The following is a 16,052-nucleotide window of genomic DNA, read 5'->3' on the forward strand; positions in this document are numbered from 1 at the left end:
TATAAAACACTCCATATATCAACGCTTCAAAAGCGTTTGTATTCATTTTTTTAATAATTCATCCATTATTTTTATTAATTCTTTTTTGCTATCATAATTCATACGATTGATTTTTAGCATTATTTCCGCCATGTTATCATCAATAGTGTAGAAATAACTTTCTGGCACTTTTAATATTTTCGCAAGTTTGCACATCATCTCAAAATCAGGAGTATGTTTTCCTCTCTCATATTGATTCATCCTTGCACTGGCTGAAGCCTCATCAATACCAGCAAGTACACCAAGCTTTTCTTGGGAAAGCCCAGCTCTAAGACGCGCTTCTTTCAACCTTTTTATAAGCATATAAACCTCAGCCAAATTTCTTGGCTAAGATTTTCTTAGTTTAAAATAATAATTTTACTAAGTATTGCTTAGTTTTTTCTGGGTGCGAGCATTGCGTCAGCATTGGAAGCATCACCAATTCAGCAAACAACCATGATCGATTTGGCCGATCGATTCATAGATACCGATCTATAAAAACGATTATCCAGCATGAATCCATATGCATATCATTAAGTACATTAGTGATTCTTTCAGCAAGTCTGAAATCAATTAACACATTGATTTTAATCATATATTTTCATTGTAAAAATTAATTTGGTTTTTCAAGGAAGACAGTTGTGGTCAACATACGCATGGTTACACTAAGTAAATCTTAGTTTATAATGCATCCAGAACTAAGACTTACTTAGTTAGATGGTGGCAGAAGGAAAGCCGATACCTGTTACCCATGTCTACCGACTACCACCAGTTACTCGGTAGACAAATCCTTAACACAGCATACTTAGGAGGCTAAAAATTGTACAGTTCCACATCTACGTTGTCGGGTGTCCAGAAGCGAGGATGACGAACGTGAGATCGACGAAGCCTCAAAACTCAATTCTAATTAGCAAAACATTATTTAGGTCAAAAATGTTAAAAACTTCAATTTTACCTCTGGCAGTAATTTTTTCCGTTGTAATGCTTACCGGTTGTAATAAGGAGCCAATTCCAGATTTTGAATGTTCTTATAAACAATCCGGTACAGGTGTAACTGACACGCATAAGTTTAAAAGCCGTAAACTGTCTGATGATGAGAAATACTTCATCTACGAATCAGATGACCAAGGATATAAAATTAAACTTGAAGTAGATCGTCGAACACTATCAGCAACAATGATAATGACAGAAAACAAGACCAATGAGGTCTTATCTTACTTAACAGGGAGTTGCAAATGAAAAGATTAGTTCTAGCTTCTTTATTAGCGTTCTCGTTTGGTGCTTCTGCATATTCTGTGAATATGGAAGAACTCACTAACTTCGGTAATCAAATGCGTGATCGATTTTCTTCACCGCATGAAATACAAAAAGCTAATAACGCACCAACTTGTTTCGCTATCGTGACTAATGAAAAAACAGGTAAAATAACTCGTACCAAGTTGGAATTGTTTGGCGAGCATTCACAAAAAGGAACACAGCATACCTACCATGAAGAAGATAATACTGGTAGCACTACAGTCTGGTTCGATAGTCGTACTGGCAAAGGGCAGATATCAATAATGGACAGTCAGGAAGTTATTGCTAGTGGAACAGTGAGTAATTGTAAGTAAATTATCCTATTTCATTAAACCTACTATCAGTAAAGATACGATCTGTGGAATTATACATGATCGTATCTATAATGCATCTTCGATGCAGTGGCAAAGCCACATTCTATCTTCTCAGGCTTAGTTAGTAATAATAACTAATAGAAAGCCTGTAGAACCATTATAACACTCATTTTTTAAAGCAAATAATAAATGCATTCATTAATGATAATAATGCATCTTCGATGCAGTGGCAAAGCCACATTCTATCTTCTTAGGCTTAGTTAGTAGTAGTAACTAATAGATAACTTCTAGAACCATTATAACACTCAATTTTTAAAGCAAATAACAAATGCTTCATTTTTCTTGTCAGATATAAGTGGTCGTAAAGGCATTATACTTACGATACCACAGTTTTCGTGAAGCAAATTGAACGTATTTTGAGCAGTAAATTCTGTATCGCTACTAGCTACTTTCCAAGTGCATTACGCAATGTTGTGCGAGAAACAGGTTGGCCTAACATTCCCAAATGAGCCAACATTTGAGCCTCAGTAGCGTTCTGAGCGATTAACTCACTCAGATTTGTACGAATCATGTCATAACGTTCTAAAGCTTCCTGACGCCGTTTAGACGACCTTATCGCTACTGAGCGATGCACTGCTTCCAGTTTATACCCATAACTTTTACCCTGTTTACGACCATTTGCAAAACCATCTTTGATGCGTTCAGCGATCCGCTTGCGTTCAAAAGTTGCCACTGAAGCCATAATGGTCAAAATCATTTCACCAATCGGGGTAGATACGTCAAGCGCAATATCAAGAATTCTTAAAGTGACATTTCGTTTTTGAAGCCACTTAACTGTGTTCAGGCAATCAGCGGTATCACGGAATCCACGATCAAGTTTAGCTATAACTACAATATCGCCTGATTTGAGTACAGATACCAACTTTTGTGCTTCTGGTCGTTTTTGAAATGGCATTGAGCCAGAAATATTGACATCAGAATATACGTTATCTATCTTTAATTGTGATTCAATGTTAATAATCTGATTATCTGTCGTGCCGGTTTCATTTTCGGCTTTTGAAACACGGGTATAGGCGTAAATAGTCATAAATCCTCCTGAGAACATTATATCTTATCTACAGGAGGGGTAAACCTTTTGTAGTAACTAAGTGCTTTGTTTTGTTAAAGTCTTTTGAATCATTAAAATATATTCGTCTGGAGTATAAGTATTTCCATTTTCAGTAATTGTTCTATTGATAGTATCCACTTCTTGATCTTTAACATTCTCACCAAGTTCGAGAGTTTTTCTAATCCCATTATTAAATGTTATTTGTATGCTAAAGTTTCCTTTATATGGTTGTATTATTTTTCCTGAAGGTGTTTTTATTGGCCCAGTGTTGGCCCATGGGCCATATTGAAAAACAAGAATCCTTTTAATCGAGCTGCGAATTAATTCGCGTAATTTAAGTGTGTTTTCTTCGTCATACACACTTAAGTTTGTTTTTATTTTTTTCCATTTGGCTGTAATTTCATTGTTACTATTTGTAAGGGTGTTGAGTTCTGATTTTTTTATCTTTTGCTGTAAATTTTTTTTGTTTTTTTCAGCTTCATCAAGAGCAGAAATAATTGCAGGACTAATATTTCCATCAGATATGAATTTAACGTAATTAGCTATTTTTGTATCTAATTGTTTTAACTCAAGTCGGTACTTTGCTAAATCTAACTTTGAGTTATTAGATTCAGGAACAAGTAATGATAAGTCAAAATGCTGACTACAATATTCTGCGATTGCACTTTCAACAATAGATATTCTGAATGAACTGGTGATACAACTACCGGCATTATTGTTTGTGCCACAACGGGCTCGTCTCAATCCATCGACGATTTTACCATTACGTTTAGTCGATTGTGAAACTAAAACGCCTTGACAATATCCACAATAAGCTTTACGAATACCCGTTATCGCTGAGGGTATTTTTCCTCCACGGGTCGGTGCACGTGAATCTAAATTTTCTTGAATTACAGCAAATTTGGATTTATCTATAATAGCGGGATAGTAATTATCCATAATATAGAGAGTATCATTCATATTGTATTGGCGTTCTCCATAAAGAGATTCGGAACGAAGGAGTTTTTGCAGGTAAAGTGGATACCAAGATTTTCCTGCAAATGGTGGTATTGTTTCATTAAGATGGCGTGTTAATTTATTGATGCCAAATCCAGATAGATATCTCTCAATTATATATGAAATGATTTGTGCTCTTTCTGGAATTAACTCTAAGACATCTTCATTTTTATTGTGTTTAATCCAGTAGGGAAGCTTGCTAGGAATTATTTTTTTATTATCTATTTTGGATTTTATTGCTTCTTTAACTCGTTTACTCTTTGTTTCACTTTCTTCATTAGCTCTAATCATGATCATTAGGCTATACATAAGATCAAATGGATTATCTGCTACAGATTGAAGATTATAAGAACGGTTATCCATCGCTGTGACAATAGTAATACCAGCACTGATAATTTCAAAAAAAACAGCTTGAGCTTTTATAGCTGTTTGTCGTGATAATCTGTCAAAACTCTCGATAACTAATGTGCTACCGCTAGGGATTTGTCCACTTACTACAAGTTCTAAAAATTTACCTAGAGCTCCATTTTTAAGATTGTTTCCCTTATATGCACTTACGCCGAGATCCTTGAAGCTGAGATCTTCAACTAGAGTTAGATTATGGAGCTTACAATAGTTACTGGCAAACTCCATTTGGCGACGATAACTATCACCTTTAGCTTGGTCTGGTGTACTGAATCTAACATATGAATAACAAAGCATAATCTCCTCCCTAAAAAATTCTAACTATTTTCTAAGGAAGAGTACATACTCAGGTGTGGATTTTTTTCTTATCGAGGATGTTAATGCATTTTTCAATTTTATTAATTTGTATTTTATATTTTTCTATGGTTTCATCGGAAGTTGATTTAAATTTTGTGTTATGAGAGATTATTGATAATAAAAATGAACGATATCCAGTCAGTTTGTTTAGTATTTGGTCTAGAGAATAAGCTTTGACATATTTTTCTCTGTTGCCATAACGCATCATTTTTCTCACATCTTGTTTAAATAGCTTTTTGAGGATTTCTTCATTACTATTTTTCTTAACAAGAATATGGTGTAAAAGTTTGTCAATTATGACTGTTTTTTTATTCGATAGTCTTATTTCTGATGGAGAAAGAGGAGAGAAAAGGCCTGCAAAACCAGTAAGTCTGATCTGGTTTTGTATAATATATCCATTCAAGGAAATTGTATGAGATTTTATTATCGTCTTCTTGTTGTTTATTTTCAATCCTAATAAAGATACTAATATTTTTATTTCTTTAAGAAAGAACTCTGAATGGATTATTTTTTTGTTTCTTGGGGAGGAGAAAAGCATGTCATCGGCATATCTTGTGTAAGTAATATTAAGTTTCACGCATAGTTTTTGTATTAAAATATCTATTTTTCTGAATGAAATATTAGATATTATAGGGGATGTGCTGAAGCCCATTGGAAGAATTGCTTTGTCGTGAAAATTTTTATTTTCAAACTTAGTAGGGATTGTATAGGTAATGCATTTTATAATTACGTCTATTAATTTTTGATTGTGTTTTGTATTTACAACTTCATCATCAATATATTGGCTAATTGTTTCTTTAACGTCATCCACGTTCAAGGAATGAAAGAACGAGCTAATATCCATTCTAAGAAAATGATAGTTTTTAGCATGAGGTTCTAGAAAATCAAAATATGAGAATCCTGTCCTATATGCTATCGCGGAATTATTTAAATCTAATAATGGATTTAATACAGTGTTTATATTTGATTGTATTTTTCTAAATGTGCTACTGTAGTTCAGTGAATACATGAACTTATTTTTATATTTTTTTTCAACAACATGGGAATCAGGTATTGCAGTTTGATAAAATTCATCAATTTCATCTTTCTTTAGTAAAAGGATTTTTTCTATGAGGATTTTTCTTGTGATCTTATTCATGATTACTTCGGTTCCGATACAATGAACAGACTTTCACTTCAGTGGCTTACAAAGTCTAATTAAGACTAGTGAGACCGGCTAGTAAATAATAGGCTGATCAGATCAAATCTGATCATAGGAACGTCAAGCGTTCGCCATAAACTTCTATGGCCCATTTATCTATCGGAACCGAAGTCTATCTAAAATACTACTTAGTTCTGAGAAAATCAACCTAAACTCGTCGTGAAATCCTTTAATGTCTGCTGAGTTTTTCTCAATTTCGTTGATTGAAAAATCAACAAACTTGGTAACCCATCCACTAGTCTTTTCTGTTAAATAGCCCAACATTGTAAAGTCATTTCTAAAATTTGATATTTCGGTCGCAAAATGAACGGGTACAATTTTTTTGAAATTTTTATTAAAAGTGGCTGTTAGTGTTTCAGTCTTTCCACAGAATAATAGCCTGAGTACAATGGATTGAATTTTGTCGTCAGGGAAAACTGTATTTAATCGTCTACTAAGTAATTTAACTAAGTCACTTTTCAATTTTCTTATGAATAATCTATTTTGATCACTAAGTGTTTGAATGGCAGGATTGTTGCTTAAGACTGATTCACAGGTTTGTAAAAGCTGCGTATCATTCAAGTATGGGCTAAGCTGAGCTGAGTTTATTATTTCATCTATATTTCCAATGTTTTTTGGATTTAAATTTCCCAAAACTTCACTTAGCATCCATTTTTTAAATAAAATTAAGCTCTTTTCATTAATTAAACAGCCTTCAATTGTTGTGGATGTGATCCAGTAGTTTTCTTTTGAAAGTATGAACTTATTAATGCGATTAATTAATCCATGCCAATCAATGTTGGTTATATTGATATTATTGCTGTCCGTCTGAATAGTTGTGTTATTTAATCCTTTAAGGAACATATCTATGTTTCTTTTTGCTTGAAAGTTGCTAGAGCCTATATATGAATACTTGTATTTGTTTCTAACTTGAGCAATGCTTAATTTGCCAGTCTTTAATGTGAATTTTTTATTTTGATTATCAAATGAAAATAAATGATCGGCGTCATATAAGACGATATATGGAATTGCAGTGTTTGAATAGGAAGGATTTATATATTTTAATGCAACATCGCTCGTGGCATATATATCAATGTTTTTTAAATGCTGAAATTTATTAGTAAGCAATTTATTTGAGAAAAGTTCTTGCTCGGTTACACCTTCAACGAAGAATATAAATTCACTAAAAAACAGTCTTGCTTCATTATCATTGAATATATTTAAAAAGCGATGGTCATCATATGTTGAATTCATTTTCCTTATATTAGTATTTTCATTTAACATAGAAAAATGTAATACCTGCTGGTTTATGCCGAATTCTTTAACAACAGATTTTAATATATTAGGCGAATGTGTAGACATGAAAATGTTTGGATATGGTGTTGCATATTTGTTTTGCTCTATTCCTTCTTTGCTTTTTTTAAATGACATATATATTTCATAGAGGTTTTCTATTAGTTGCTCACTTTTTTTTGGATGCAACCCTATTTCAGGTTCATCAATGAATACTATTGGTGTTATATAGTCTCTTCTTGTAAGGGATATTAACAGGGATAGAAATATTTCAATGTATTTGAAAGAATTTGTTCCATCTGATTGAATTTCTAGTTTTTTACCATCGATCTGAAATGTTTGACCATCTAATCCTACTTTAACATAGTTTAGAACTTTCTCTTTATATCCGTACTTAGATGTTTTAGTGATTTCTTTTATTTTATTAATGTAATCAGAGTACGACTTGCTATTCTCACCTATTTTGCTATCAAAAAAAGCAACTATCTCTTCATTAGATATTTTCTCTGTGTTAAATGATTTTAGTTTGCTAATTAATACCCACAATTTATCCCAGTCATATAAGTCAACATGACGAGTTTCAATGTCGAAATAAGGGAATAGATGATTTATTATATTTAAGGTTTTAGTGTCCTTTGTCGACCATTGCACTGATTCATCATTATTTATTTTTAGACTTAAAGTGAAGGTTTTATCATTTTTTGATTCGGTTAGAAAAAATGACAATCTTTCATAGTATGCTTGTTTTAAAAGAGTGCTTGCAATTTGTTTAAAGAATTTATTATTGTTGTTTTTGTGTCCTCTCACTATTTTAGATATTCTGGTTATGTCATATTCAATTGATATTTCACCATAGGAGCTGTAATTGTTATTCAATTTAGGTGGAAGTGCATCTCGTCGTTCTAATTTTGTATAAAAGAATCTTATCAATTTTAACAGGTTAGATTTTCCTGTGTTATTTCTTCCAATTATGCAGTTTATATCTTTAATATCAGAGATGTGAATTTCTTCATATGAAAGTAAATTTTTTATTTTTATTGATTTAATACCCATGTGTTCATCCTTTTTTATTTGTTGTAAGGGATTATATCCTTTTTAAAAGTTTTCGATAAGTGTTTTAGTATGTTAGTAGATTGCATGAGTTTATACACATCAATAATGTTTACTCTTTATAAACTTTGCCTGCCCGTCGAAGCTGGTCAACGGCAGCGGCGGTGGCGCGACGCTTTTAAAAGACCCTGAGCTGATTTACCGTGGCGCAAAAGCCATGCGTGAAGCCGTGCCTGCTGAACTGCCGGTCACGGTGAAAATTCGACTTGGCTGGGACAGCGGCGCGCGCCAGTTTGAAATTGCCGATGCGGTAGAGCAGGCGGGGGCTACGGAACTGGTGGTTCACGGGCGGACGAAAGAGGACGGCTACAAAGCGGAGCTGATCAACTGGGCGGCAATCGGCGAAATTCGCCAGCGCCTGACAATTCCGGTCATCGCCAACGGCGAAATCTGGGACTGGCAAAGCGCGCAGGATTGTCTGGCAGCAACGGGCTGCGACTCGGTGATGATTGGCCGTGGCGCGCTGAACGTGCCGAACCTCAGCCGGGTGATCAAGTACCATGAGCCGAGAATGCCGTGGCCGGAGGTCATCAGGCTGCTGCAAAAATACAGCAGGCTGGAGAAGCAGGGTGACACAGGGCTGTATCACGTTGCGCGCATCAAGCAGTGGCTGGGGTATTTACGCAAAGAGTACGCGGAAGCGACGGGCTTATTTGCTGAAATCCGCACGCTGAAGCATTCGGCGGATATCGCACGGGTGATTGGAAAACTTTAATTTTTGGTGGATGGCGCTGTACCCGCCCCGTAGGTCGGATAAGCGCAGCGTCATCCGACATTTAATCCGACATTCCAACCGACATTCCATCCGGCAAGATTACCCCACCAAACGCTTTATAAACCCCCGAACCCACATCAGCGCCGCGTCGCTGTTGTGGCGCTGATGCCATAACAATGCCACTTCCAACGGCGCGACCGGCAGCGGTACCGGGCTGGATTTCAGGCCCCATGTCTGCTGCCAGCTCTCGCTTAACCCCTGCGGCACTGTTGCCAGTGCGGGCATCTGCATCAGCAGGCCCGGCAGGGCGGCGAAGTGCGGCGTGGTATAGCAAACCTCTCTTTTCTGGCCCTGCTTCGCCAGCAGCGTATCGATATGGCTGCTGGTGGCGATATGCTCCTGTTCCGTCCAGGTTTCAGCCGTCAGGGGACCTGCCAGGGATAGCTGTAAAGGATGCCACAGCGTAGCAAACTCCATCTGCGTCAGGATTTCGCGCTCCATCCAGCGGGCAGACAGGTTGGCAACGCTTATCGCCATATCTAGATCGCCGCCCTCAAGGCGCTGCGCATCGGTAAAGGGATCGCTGGCTACCACGTTCAGGTGAACGCCGGGTGCTGCTTCGCGCAGGGCCGGCACCAGGCGCGGCATCAGCCACATTTCCACCCAGTCGGTCATGCCGATGGTGACGGTCACCTTCGCGCTGACAGGATTAAATTCGGCCTGCTGGAACAGCGCGCTTTGCAGCTGCTCAAGCAGCGGCATCAGTTCGGTGTGTAATTCTGTTGCGCGGGCGGTGGGCTGCATCCGGTGACCGCTACGAATAAACAGCGGGTCGTCGAACATTTCACGCAACCGCGCCAGAGATCCGCTCACCGCAGGTTGCCCCAGGTGCAGCTTGTCTGCCGCAAGCGAAACGCTTTGTTCGCGAAACAGCACCGCAAACGCAATCAGCAGATTGAGGTCTATTTTACGAAAATCATTCTCTTTGATAGTCATTATTTCTCCAATCAATTGGAGTGATAATACTGCCTGAAGGGAGAGGGGACAAGGCCGGATAGTGCGACAGGATGTTGGGTGCCAGCCTTCGGCACCCCGTTCACGCTTTAGAAAATCATTTTGAATACGCCGGTGACGACCAGTAAGCCAATAATAAAGATGATTAGAATTGCCCATAGCAGAATTTTCATTGGTGCTCCCTTATCTAACGGCTTGTGTTTATTGAGTATAGGCAAGGATGCACCGAGCGGGGGGAGTTGCCTCCCCGTGAACGGAAAAAGTTGAAAAAAAGTTGGGCTGGCAGTCAGACGGCGGGCTTGCGGGCGGAAAGCAGAAAGATCATCGGGCGCTCTTTTTCTTCATCCAGCGCGGGATTAGCGGCGATTTGCTCAGCGTCCGGACCCCATTCGTCCAGCTTTTCGATGACGAAGCCGCTGGCGATAAGCGCGTTAATCCAGGTGGCAAGTTTGCGGTGCTGCTTCTTCACGCCGTCGGCAAACCAGTTGCTGATGCGCTCGCCCTCCTGCTGGTAATGGTTCACCGGCCAGGATTTTTGCCCGGTCTGGTCCGCCAGCCAGCCCTGATGCAGCGCGGCGGTGTAAATCGGGTGCTCGGCGGAAAAGACCAGCCTGCCGCCCGGCACCAGCGCATCAAAGATGGTGCTGAAAAGCGTCGGGATGTTTTCCAGATAGTGCAGCGCCAGCGAACTGTAAAACAGATCGACGCTGGCCGCGGGCAGCTGCAGCTGTTCAAGATCTTCGCGGCGGTAGACAATCCCGTTGCCTGAAGTCATCTCCTGCGCTTTCTCGAGCATTTTTACCGAGACATCAAGCCCCAGCACTTCTGCGGCGCCCTGGTCGCGCGCATAGCGACAAAACCAGCCGTAGCCGCAGCCCAAATCCACCACGTTCTTACCTTTCAGCTCAGGCAGCAGTTTTTGCATGGTTGCCCATTCCGGCGCGCCGTCCAGCCCTTTAATCGAGCGGTCGAGCGTAGCGTAACCTGCAAAAAAGGCCGGGTTGTCGTAGATATTCTGTGTCATTGCCACTCCTGTCTGCATGGCCTTAATTGGCAACGCAAGTGTAGTGGAGTGCAGGGAGAGAGGAAAGCCGGTTGGTGTTTTGGCGTGATGTTATGCAATGGGAAAAATTAGTTAAATATTGGATTGAATTTGTTATCGCATTGAGTGTGTTATTTATCAGTTTTATGGTTCGTAACCAATTAATTTAAAAATAAATTATTTCTATCTATTTTTCTTCTTTTCTGGGTGTGGATTGCCACGGTTTCCTAAAAAATACTGTGTCGATTTGCGTACTCTATGACCTTCCTTTCTTATTTCTGGCTGACTATGACTTCCTCACGTTTCCCACTGGCGGCGCTCGGCGTAGCGCTGTCGTTTGCTCTTTCTGGCTGCGCGCTCATGCACAAAGACGATGCTGAACTGGCACAAAAAGTTCCGGCACAACAGATCGAGACGGCTTTACCTCCTGCGCTGGCTCACGGCTGGCCGGGATCGGGCTGGTGGCGAAACTATCACGACCCGCAGCTCGACCAGCTGGTCAGCCAGGCGCTGAAAGGCTCGCCGGATCTGGCTATCGTCCAGCAGCGCATCAGGCTTGCTCAGGCTCAGGCAAAAATGGCGGAATCCAATGGCGGGCCGCAGATGGATTTCTCGGCGGATGTTGAGCGTCAGAAAATGTCTGCTGAAGGGTTGATGGGGCCGTTTGCCTACACCGATCCGGCTTCGGGCACCACCGGGCCTTATTATACCAACGGGACTTTTGGCCTGACCGCGGGCTGGGATTTGGATTTGTGGGGGAAAAACCGCGCGGAAGTCGAATCCAGAGTAGGTGCAATGAAAGCCAAACAGGCTGAACTGGCACAGGCCCAGCAGGTTATTTCGGCGAGCGTCGTCCGTCTGTACTGGGATATGCAAACGCTGCTGGCCTTGCAGGACGTTCTACAGCAAACCCTGAAGGCCGAGCAGAACATCGTCAACGTTGACACTCAGCTATACCAGCAGGGAATTAACTCTTCGGTGGAAGGGGTGGAAACGCACATCGATTTCGCGAAAACCCAGCAGCAGCTGGATGATTTAAGCGGGCGCATGAGCATTGTTAATGCGCAGCTGAAAGCCATTGTTGGCGACCAGCCGGTGCCGGTGCTTGCGCGTAAGCCGCTGCCGGATGTGAAAGAGCAGCTGCCGACCACGCTGGGTTATGAGCTGCTGGCCCGCCGTCCTGATTTGCAGGAAGCACACTGGTATATCGAATCTTCTTTAAGCAGCGTGGATGCGGCTAAAGCTGCGTTCTACCCGGACGTTAACCTGACGGCCTTCCTGCAAAACGACGCCCTGCACTTAAGCGACCTCTTCCGGGGCTCTGCGCAACAAATGGGCGTCGTAGGCGGGTTGACGCTGCCAATCTTCGATAGCGGTCGCCTGAATGCTAACCTCGATATCGTGCGCGCCCAGAGCAACCTCTCCATTGCCAGCTATAACAAAGCGGTGGTCAGCGCGGTAGATGACGTTGAGAAAGCAGCCAGCCAGATGACGGCGCTGGCGGCGGAAAATCAGCATCAGCAGGCTGTTCTGAAAGGAACCCAAAAACTTAAAACGCTGGCCAGCGCACGCTACAAGGCCGGGCTGATTTCTGGTGCCCGCCTTAGCGCGGCGACCCTGCCAGACCTGTCCGAGCAGGCCAAAGCTATTCAGCTTCACGGTCAGTGGCTGAATGCGGACGTGCAGCTCATCAGCGCGCTGGGCGGCGGCTACAAGGCGTAATAGCAGGATCGGCGAAACATCCGCCACCTCCTATACTTACTTTTCGTGTAAGGCATGCAGGAGTTGGTGATGGGCACGGCAAACAAAGTTGTCATCGTAACGGCGTCGGATTCTGGGATCGGCAAAAAATGCGCGCTGATGCTGGCTGAACAGGGTTACGACGTAGGGATTACCTGGCATTCTGACGAGCAGGGCGCGCAGGAAACCGCCCGCGAGGTACGGGGTCTGGGGCGGCGGGCCGAAACCGTCCAGCTGGATCTCAGCAATCTTCCCGATGGAGCAAAAGGCATCGACGAGCTTATTACCCGCTTCGGGCGTATCGATGCGCTGGTCAACAACGCAGGGGCGATGAGCAAAAGTCCGTTCCTGGACGTCACGCTTGAAGAGTGGCGCAAGCTGTTTACCGTTGATGTAGACGGCGCGTTCTTATGTTCGCAAAAAGCCGCCCGGGCGATGGTCCAACAGGGCAGCGGCGGGCGAATTATCAATATCACCTCCGTTCATGAACACACCCCTCTGCCGGAAGCCAGCGCCTATACCGCAGCAAAACACGCTCTGGGCGGGCTGACAAAATCAATGGCCATGGAGCTGGTGCACCACAACATTCTGGTCAATGCCGTGGCGCCCGGTGCTATTGCCACGCCGATGAACGATATGAAAGAAGGTGACGGGAAGCAGGGGGAACTGCCGTCCGTGCCCCTTGGTCGTTTTGGCGAGACTCAGGAAGTGGCAAGCCTGGTCGCCTGGCTGTGCTCTGAACATGCCAGCTACACCACCGGACAGTCGTTTATCGTCGACGGGGGATTTATGTTCGCCAACCCCCATTTCAAACCGAAAGGCTAATCGGCCTCTTTGCTTTCGCGGCGCTTGAACCAGTAGCGTGCAAGCCACACAAGTGCAACCACGATAACCAGCCAAATCCAGTGTTTCACGTGCTGGTTAAGCGTATGCAGCCACGGCGCAATCACTTCGCCGCCGACATAGCCCAGAGAGGTGAACAAGATCGCCCAGATCAGCGCGCCAACGATATTCAGCGGCAGGAAGATTTTCGGCGGCAGGCGGCTGGCCCCAATTAAGATCGGCCCGATTATTCGAAAGCCGTACATAAAGCGGGAGCCAATCACAAACAGGTAAGGGTGGCGGTTGATGAGCTTTTGCGCTTTGGTGATTTTCTTCTGATGCTTTTTAAAGCGGGCCAGTAGAGTTCCGCCAAAGCGCCGTCCCACCAGATAGAGCAGCTGATCGCCAATCATGCCGCCGAGGGCGACAGAAATCACGACCAGCGGGAATTTCAGCAGACCCTGATGGGCCACCACACCGCCGAGTAATGTTATTGTTTCCCCTTCCGCCATGCTGCCCACAACCAGCGCGGCGTAACCATAATGCTCAATTAAGCTGTTGATATCCATCAGGCTCAGTCAGTTTCCTTTTTTCTAAAACCCTTTAAGCATACAACCCTGAGCCTGACTCGCGTCTCAACGGGGCAGATATTTTTAATTGATTAAAAAACAATCCGCCGCTGTCGATTATAATTAAGGCACTGCTCACACCGCGGATTTACATGACAGGAGGCCTTATGAACCATGTCTGGGGACTGCTTTCCCATCCCAATCGTGAAATGCAGGAAATTAAGCGCGAGAACGAAACCGTCTCGCATCATTACACCCACCACGTTTTGATTATGGCGGCCATCCCGGTGATTTGCGCTTTTATCGGCACCACGCAAATCGGCTGGAATTTCGGTGATGGCACCTTTGTTCAACTCTCAATGTTCACCGGTTTTTATCTCGGCGTACTGTTCTACGCGCTGATGCTGGCAGGCGTGGCCGTGATGGGCCGCGTCATCTGGTGGATGGCGAGGAACTATCCGCGGCGTCCCTCGCTTGCGCGCTGTATGGTCTTTGCGGGGTATGTGGCAACACCGCTGTTCTTAAGCGGCATTGTGGCACTCTACCCGCTGGTCTGGTTATGCGTGCTGGTGGGGGCGGTGGCCCTTATCTACACGGGCTACCTGCTTTACGTCGGCGTGCCTGACTTCCTGGGTATCGACAAAGATGAGGGGATGAGCTTCTCTGGCTCGACGCTGGCCATTGGCGTACTGGTGCTGGAAGTGCTGCTGGCCCTGGCGGTGATTCTCTGGGGTTATGGGTATAGACTCTTCTGAGTCTTAACCGTCTTATAAATGATTACGATTCTCCTGTAGCGGTTTTCCGGGGCGCCAGAGTATGATGCTGGCGCCCCGTTCATTTCATTCACCACGTGAACAAGAGCAGTGGCAACATCACATAACTGAATAATCACAGAAGCGTTACCATGCCGACTAAAATCCGTCTCTCGTTGTTCAGCCTTGCGCTGATGATAACCGTGCCTCTGGCACCGCAGGCTTATGCGAGCAAAACCGTGAGTCAGGCGTCCAGCGCCGGGCAAGAGATTGCCTCCGGTAGCGCCATGATTGTCGATCTGCAGAGCAACAAAGTTTTATATTCCAGCCATCCTGACCTTGTCCGTCCGATTGCTTCGATCACCAAATTAATGACGGCTATGGTCGTGCTGGATGCTCATCTACCGATGGATGAGATGCTGAGTGTCGATATCAGCCATACGCCGGAAATGAAGGGCGTCTATTCCCGCGTGCGCCTGAACAGCAAAATCAGCCGTGAAAATATGATGCTGCTGGCGCTGATGTCGTCAGAAAACCGTGCGGCGGCAAGCCTCGCGCATCATTATCCTGGCGGCTATGACGCGTTTATCCGTGCGATGAATGCGAAAGCGAAATCTCTGGGCATGACGCATACTCGCTATGTGGAGCCAACGGGCCTGTCTATCGATAACGTGTCCACGGCGCGGGATCTCAGCAAAATGCTGATGGCAACCAAACAGTATCCGCTGCTGGGTCAGCTCAGCACCACGAAAGAAGATATGGCGACCTTCAGCAACCCGCCGTACACGCTGCCGTTCCGTAATACCAACCATCTGGTGTATCGCAAAAACTGGAACATTCAGCTGACGAAAACGGGCTTTACCAACAACGCCGGTCATTGCCTGGTGATGCGCACGATGATTAACAACCGTCCGGTGTCGCTGGTGGTGCTGGATGCGTTCGGGAAATATACCCATTTTGCAGATGCCAATCGCCTGCGCAACTGGATGGAAACGGGCAAGATAACCCCGGTACCTTCTTCCGCGCTGGCCTACAAAAAGCAGAAAGCAGCGCAGATGGCGAGTAATTCAGTGGTGGATGATTCGCAGGCAGACTAAATCTTGATGGCTGATGCTTTGCTTTTCCACCCTACAACATGGCAGTTAACGTAGGTCGGGTAAGCGAAGCGTCATCCGACAATTCCGCATAGCATCGCCGTTCTGGTAGCTACCGTCTTGAACGTCAAGCGGTAGCTGCATAATTTTCATCCCATGGCAGGCGTGTTTTAAGCACCCCGAAGCACATGTGCACCAGCTTGCGCATTACTGCACCCAGCGCCGCC

Annotated in this window: 15 protein-coding genes and 1 pseudogene; 7 read left to right on the top strand and 9 right to left on the bottom strand. The window is 43.7% G+C overall.

What is annotated here, in order from left to right:
• Positions 1-42: 42 nt before the first annotated feature.
• Positions 43-342 (bottom strand): helix-turn-helix domain-containing protein, encoded by a 300-nt coding sequence (locus HYQ67_RS11785; protein WP_202303876.1) that lies wholly within the window; start codon positions 340-342, stop codon positions 43-45.
• A gap of 549 nt (positions 343-891) precedes the next feature.
• Here HYQ67_RS11785 and HYQ67_RS11790 point away from each other — a divergent pair.
• Together HYQ67_RS11790 and HYQ67_RS11795 are read left to right on the top strand one after the other, a co-directional pair.
• Complete coding sequence (locus HYQ67_RS11790) at positions 892-1,257, top strand: hypothetical protein (RefSeq protein ID WP_202303877.1); 366 nt, start codon at positions 892-894, stop codon at positions 1,255-1,257.
• Complete coding sequence (locus tag HYQ67_RS11795) at positions 1,254-1,628, top strand: hypothetical protein (RefSeq protein WP_202303878.1); 375 nt, start codon at positions 1,254-1,256, stop codon at positions 1,626-1,628. Before HYQ67_RS11790 ends, HYQ67_RS11795 begins: the two co-directional genes overlap by 4 nt.
• Positions 1,629-2,073: 445 nt before the next feature.
• Here the strand turns inward: HYQ67_RS11795 and HYQ67_RS11800 are convergent, their stop codons facing one another.
• From HYQ67_RS11800 to HYQ67_RS11815, 4 genes are all read right to left on the bottom strand, one after another.
• Positions 2,074-2,715, bottom strand: a complete 642-nt coding sequence (locus tag HYQ67_RS11800) for a recombinase family protein (RefSeq protein ID WP_202303879.1) — start codon at positions 2,713-2,715, stop codon at positions 2,074-2,076.
• A 57-nt stretch (positions 2,716-2,772) separates the two neighbouring features.
• Entirely contained in the window at positions 2,773-4,434 is a 1,662-nt protein-coding gene (locus tag HYQ67_RS11805; RefSeq protein ID WP_154913438.1) for a recombinase family protein, read from the bottom strand.
• 49 nt (positions 4,435-4,483) lie between these two features.
• Positions 4,484-5,632, bottom strand: coding sequence for a reverse transcriptase family protein (locus HYQ67_RS11810; RefSeq protein ID WP_202303880.1), 1,149 nt, complete (start codon positions 5,630-5,632; stop codon positions 4,484-4,486).
• 159 nt (positions 5,633-5,791) lie between these two features.
• Positions 5,792-8,020 (bottom strand): retron Eco8 family effector endonuclease, encoded by a 2,229-nt coding sequence (locus HYQ67_RS11815; RefSeq protein WP_202303881.1) that lies wholly within the window; start codon positions 8,018-8,020, stop codon positions 5,792-5,794.
• A gap of 118 nt (positions 8,021-8,138) precedes the next feature.
• Between HYQ67_RS11815 and dusC the strand changes: the two are divergent.
• Positions 8,139-8,792: pseudogene (gene dusC, locus HYQ67_RS11820) on the top strand (tRNA dihydrouridine(16) synthase DusC); the annotation flags it as partial.
• A 99-nt stretch (positions 8,793-8,891) separates the two neighbouring features.
• On the opposite strand, the gene HYQ67_RS11825 reads toward dusC, so the two are convergent.
• The 3 genes from HYQ67_RS11825 to HYQ67_RS11830 all read right to left on the bottom strand — a co-directional run bounded on the left by HYQ67_RS11825 (position 8,892) and on the right by HYQ67_RS11830 (position 10,830).
• Positions 8,892-9,788, bottom strand: a complete 897-nt coding sequence (locus HYQ67_RS11825) for a LysR family transcriptional regulator (RefSeq protein ID WP_202303882.1) — start codon at positions 9,786-9,788, stop codon at positions 8,892-8,894.
• Positions 9,789-9,895: 107 nt separating this feature from the next.
• A complete protein-coding gene (yohP, locus tag HYQ67_RS24500; RefSeq protein ID WP_124023456.1) occupies positions 9,896-9,979 on the bottom strand; it encodes a small membrane protein YohP in 84 nt (27 codons plus the stop codon).
• 113 nt (positions 9,980-10,092) lie between these two features.
• On the bottom strand, positions 10,093-10,830 hold the full coding sequence (locus tag HYQ67_RS11830; RefSeq protein ID WP_202303883.1) for a class I SAM-dependent methyltransferase: 738 nt from the start codon (positions 10,828-10,830) through the stop codon (positions 10,093-10,095).
• Between the two features lie 306 nt (positions 10,831-11,136).
• Here HYQ67_RS11830 and mdtQ point away from each other — a divergent pair, with 306 nt between their 5' ends.
• Both mdtQ and HYQ67_RS11840 read left to right on the top strand, forming a co-directional pair.
• Positions 11,137-12,570, top strand: coding sequence for a multidrug resistance outer membrane protein MdtQ (mdtQ, locus tag HYQ67_RS11835; RefSeq protein WP_202303884.1), 1,434 nt, complete (start codon positions 11,137-11,139; stop codon positions 12,568-12,570).
• A gap of 69 nt (positions 12,571-12,639) precedes the next feature.
• Positions 12,640-13,413 (top strand): SDR family oxidoreductase, encoded by a 774-nt coding sequence (locus tag HYQ67_RS11840; RefSeq protein ID WP_202303885.1) that lies wholly within the window; start codon positions 12,640-12,642, stop codon positions 13,411-13,413.
• On the opposite strand, the gene HYQ67_RS11845 is transcribed toward HYQ67_RS11840, so the two are convergent.
• A complete protein-coding gene (locus HYQ67_RS11845) occupies positions 13,410-13,979 on the bottom strand; it encodes a DedA family protein (protein ID WP_202303886.1) in 570 nt (189 codons plus the stop codon). The two genes, HYQ67_RS11840 and HYQ67_RS11845, sit on opposite strands and share 4 nt — an antisense overlap.
• Before the next feature lie 167 nt (positions 13,980-14,146).
• Between HYQ67_RS11845 and HYQ67_RS11850 the strand changes: the two genes are divergently transcribed.
• Together HYQ67_RS11850 and pbpG are read left to right on the top strand one after the other, a co-directional pair.
• Positions 14,147-14,734 (top strand): Yip1 family protein, encoded by a 588-nt coding sequence (locus tag HYQ67_RS11850; protein ID WP_202303887.1) that lies wholly within the window; start codon positions 14,147-14,149, stop codon positions 14,732-14,734.
• Between the two features lie 149 nt (positions 14,735-14,883).
• Positions 14,884-15,828, top strand: coding sequence for a D-alanyl-D-alanine endopeptidase (gene pbpG / locus HYQ67_RS11855; RefSeq protein ID WP_202303888.1), 945 nt, complete (start codon positions 14,884-14,886; stop codon positions 15,826-15,828).
• Positions 15,829-16,052 lie beyond the last annotated feature (224 nt).

Origin of the sequence: Dryocola clanedunensis subsp. sulfonylureivorans, from assembly GCF_016756775.1 — a bacterium.
Lineage (GTDB): Bacteria > Pseudomonadota > Gammaproteobacteria > Enterobacterales > Enterobacteriaceae > Dryocola > Dryocola clanedunensis.

Coding starts and splice junctions, on each gene's coding strand:
- HYQ67_RS11785 (WP_202303876.1), bottom strand. CDS start 342: ATGCTTATAAAAAGGTTGAAAGAAGCGCGTCTTAGAGCTGGGCTTTCC.
- HYQ67_RS11795 (WP_202303878.1), top strand. CDS start 1,254: ATGAAAAGATTAGTTCTAGCTTCTTTATTAGCGTTCTCGTTTGGTGCT.
- HYQ67_RS11800 (WP_202303879.1), bottom strand. CDS start 2,715: ATGACTATTTACGCCTATACCCGTGTTTCAAAAGCCGAAAATGAAACC.
- HYQ67_RS11805 (WP_154913438.1), bottom strand. CDS start 4,434: ATGCTTTGTTATTCATATGTTAGATTCAGTACACCAGACCAAGCTAAA.
- HYQ67_RS11810 (WP_202303880.1), bottom strand. CDS start 5,632: ATGAATAAGATCACAAGAAAAATCCTCATAGAAAAAATCCTTTTACTA.
- HYQ67_RS11815 (WP_202303881.1), bottom strand. CDS start 8,020: ATGGGTATTAAATCAATAAAAATAAAAAATTTACTTTCATATGAAGAA.
- HYQ67_RS11825 (WP_202303882.1), bottom strand. CDS start 9,788: ATGACTATCAAAGAGAATGATTTTCGTAAAATAGACCTCAATCTGCTG.
- yohP (WP_124023456.1), bottom strand. CDS start 9,979: ATGAAAATTCTGCTATGGGCAATTCTAATCATCTTTATTATTGGCTTA.
- HYQ67_RS11830 (WP_202303883.1), bottom strand. CDS start 10,830: ATGACACAGAATATCTACGACAACCCGGCCTTTTTTGCAGGTTACGCT.
- mdtQ (WP_202303884.1), top strand. CDS start 11,137: ATGACTTCCTCACGTTTCCCACTGGCGGCGCTCGGCGTAGCGCTGTCG.
- HYQ67_RS11840 (WP_202303885.1), top strand. CDS start 12,640: ATGGGCACGGCAAACAAAGTTGTCATCGTAACGGCGTCGGATTCTGGG.
- HYQ67_RS11845 (WP_202303886.1), bottom strand. CDS start 13,979: ATGGATATCAACAGCTTAATTGAGCATTATGGTTACGCCGCGCTGGTT.
- HYQ67_RS11850 (WP_202303887.1), top strand. CDS start 14,147: ATGAACCATGTCTGGGGACTGCTTTCCCATCCCAATCGTGAAATGCAG.
- pbpG (WP_202303888.1), top strand. CDS start 14,884: ATGCCGACTAAAATCCGTCTCTCGTTGTTCAGCCTTGCGCTGATGATA.